This is a genomic window from uncultured Veillonella sp. (assembly GCF_934230905.1).
Taxonomy (GTDB): Bacteria; Bacillota; Negativicutes; order Veillonellales; family Veillonellaceae; genus Veillonella.
Genome location: NZ_CAKQFJ010000055.1, coordinates 1 through 2492, shown reverse-complemented (window position 1 = coordinate 2492; position 2492 = coordinate 1). Strand labels below are relative to the sequence as shown.

Here is a 2492-nt window from a genome sequence, read left to right as displayed (position 1 = left end):
AACCAAGAAAGATAGATTTTATAATAATTATTTGATTTAGCCTTTTATAAATAATACACACATAATATATAAAAAATCCGCAGTGCGTTGCACTGCGGATTTTTGTGCCAAATTATTTGGAGTACAATTCGACGATAAGTGTTTCGTTAACTTCGATAGGAAGTTCTTCACGTTGAGGAAGACGAGTGAAAGTAGCTTTGAAGCCTTCCAAGTCTTTTTCAATGTAAGGAAGTTCAAAAGAACGAAGTTCTTGGAAATTAGTTTTGAACATTTCGTTGTCACGAGATGCTTCGCGTAATTCGATTACATCACCTGGTTTGCAGGAGAAGGAAGGAATATCTACACGACGACCATTTACCAAAATGTGACCATGGTTTACCATTTGACGAGCTTGACGAATGGAGTTACCGAAGCCGATGCGATATACAAGGTTATCAAGACGTTGTTCCAAAAGAATCAACATGTTTTGACCTGTAACACCTTGCATTTTTTTCGCTTTATCATAATAGCGTACGAACTGGCGTTCTAGCAAGTTGTAGTAAGCTTTAACTTTTTGTTTTTCTAATAATTGTGTGCCATACTCAGACATTTTCTTCTGACGTTGGTCTTTTTTGACGCGATTCAAGGCTTTTGCGTGACCGAATACGTTCACACCAAAGCGACGACAAAGTTTGAATCGAGCCTCTCTTCTCGTTGCCATGTGATTATCACCTCATAAATTAATATATACTCGTACCATGACATAAAGGTACTCAATAATAATATCATTTCTGTTATATTTATGTCAATTAATTCTACATCTGACTCTTATATCTAACTCTAACCTATACAATTCATTGCATACTATAGATAGATGAAAAAATACCTATAGTATGCTACAATACTATTAAATATAGGTAGTATGTAGTAATATGAGGTTTTTTAGTTTAATCGGAGTACCGAAATGAAAGAATTACCAACTATGCAGGAGCTGCAAAGTTTCATTACATATAACAAAACTGGTAGCTTCACTTTAGCAGCACAAACGATGAATATTACCCAATCTGCGTTCAGTGCACAAATGAAAAAATTAGAACGCTTGGTAGGCGTCAAATTAATTTCTCGCTCCACCCGCGGTAGTCGTTTGACACCAGAAGGTGAGTTATTTTTACCCGAAGCAGAACTTGTATTGGACACCTTGGAGAGAGCCATACAATCCATTCGTTTAGCTAGCAAAGTAGAACGCCCTATTTTAAATATAGGTGTTCTTCGAAGCCTCGGCGACATCCGTCTTAATGGATATGTATCACATTTTTTTGAAAACCACCCTGAATTTTCCGTATCTATTTATGACATGGAAGAAGAAGAACTATTACTTGATTTACGTGAAAATCGCATCGATATTGCACTTCTCTATTTGCCAAATAACAAAGATATGTCTTTATACGAATCCAAAGCACTACGTGAGGATGAATTTGTGTATTATGCACCCAAAATTATCGATCAAGTTAAAGAAGCTACATTAAAATCAATTCAACAATTTCCTCTCTTAATGTATCCACCAAAATATTTTATGTATCGTACATTAAAAACATATGTAGGTAATGGTCAACAAAATCTACACATTCGTGGTAGCCGCTTATCTAATCCGTACACAATGATCGATTATTGTGGTAAGAATGAATCTGGTTGCATCGTAGCGCGTCAAATCCTCGATGCCCTCAACATCACTACAGGCTATTTACCATTAGAAAAACCATTTAAATTACAAGTATGTTTCGCATACAAGAAAAACAATTCTAAAACTGAAACGATGCATACATTTATGGACTATGTCCATCAAGAATCCCCTGCTAGATTATAAAAGCAATCATAACCCCGTATATCTTCAGATGTGCGGGGTTTTTATTACGATTAAAACAATTGCTCTATACCACTCCAAGTTGTAAAATAGAGAATATATTTCAATTAATATTGCGAGGTTATTATGCTATTATCTATTTTCTTTTTTATCTTAGCTGGCTTAGCCGAAATTGGTGGAGGTTATTTAATATGGCTCTATATGCGCGATGATAAAAGTCCACTATATCTATTAGCTGGTGCCATCGTATTAATTTTATACGGCATTATTCCTACCTTTCAACCAGAAGCTAGCTTTGGCAAGGTTTATGCTGCATACGGTGGTGTATTTATTGCTCTCTCTATTCTATGGGGTTGGCTTATCGATGGATTGCAACCCGACATGTATGATATCATTGGCGGTCTAGTGTGTCTGGTTGGTGTATATATTATTATGTATGCGCCTAGATAACAGCATATACAATATAATATTAATGACTATATTGAAAGCGACACTTAGTGTCGCTTTTTTATATTCATGCAGTAACCCCTATACTAATGGCACAAAAAAGCAGTTATCCGAAGATAACTGCTTTGGCTTGGTGGACGATGACAGGATCGAACTGCCGACATCCTGCTTGTAAGGCAGGCGCTCTCCCAGCTGAGCTAATCGT

Annotated in this window: 3 protein-coding genes; 2 read left to right on the top strand and 1 reads right to left on the bottom strand. The window is 36.3% G+C overall.

What is annotated here, in order from left to right:
- Positions 1-112: 112 nt before the first annotated feature.
- Positions 113-700: a 30S ribosomal protein S4 gene (gene rpsD, locus Q0E20_RS09405; protein ID WP_004695181.1), complete on the bottom strand. Its 588-nt coding sequence runs from the start codon at positions 698-700 to the stop codon at positions 113-115.
- Positions 701-943: 243 nt separating this feature from the next.
- On the opposite strand from rpsD, the gene Q0E20_RS09400 reads away from it, so the two are divergent.
- Both Q0E20_RS09400 and Q0E20_RS09395 read left to right on the top strand, forming a co-directional pair.
- Entirely contained in the window at positions 944-1843 is a 900-nt protein-coding gene (locus Q0E20_RS09400; RefSeq protein ID WP_295260416.1) for a LysR family transcriptional regulator, read from the top strand.
- Positions 1844-1966: 123 nt separating this feature from the next.
- A complete protein-coding gene (locus Q0E20_RS09395) occupies positions 1967-2290 on the top strand; it encodes a YnfA family protein (protein WP_295999442.1) in 324 nt (107 codons plus the stop codon).
- Positions 2291-2492: the final 202 nt, after the last annotated feature.

Coding starts and splice junctions, on each gene's coding strand:
- rpsD (WP_004695181.1), bottom strand. CDS start 700: ATGGCAACGAGAAGAGAGGCTCGATTCAAACTTTGTCGTCGCTTTGGT.
- Q0E20_RS09400 (WP_295260416.1), top strand. CDS start 944: ATGAAAGAATTACCAACTATGCAGGAGCTGCAAAGTTTCATTACATAT.
- Q0E20_RS09395 (WP_295999442.1), top strand. CDS start 1,967: ATGCTATTATCTATTTTCTTTTTTATCTTAGCTGGCTTAGCCGAAATT.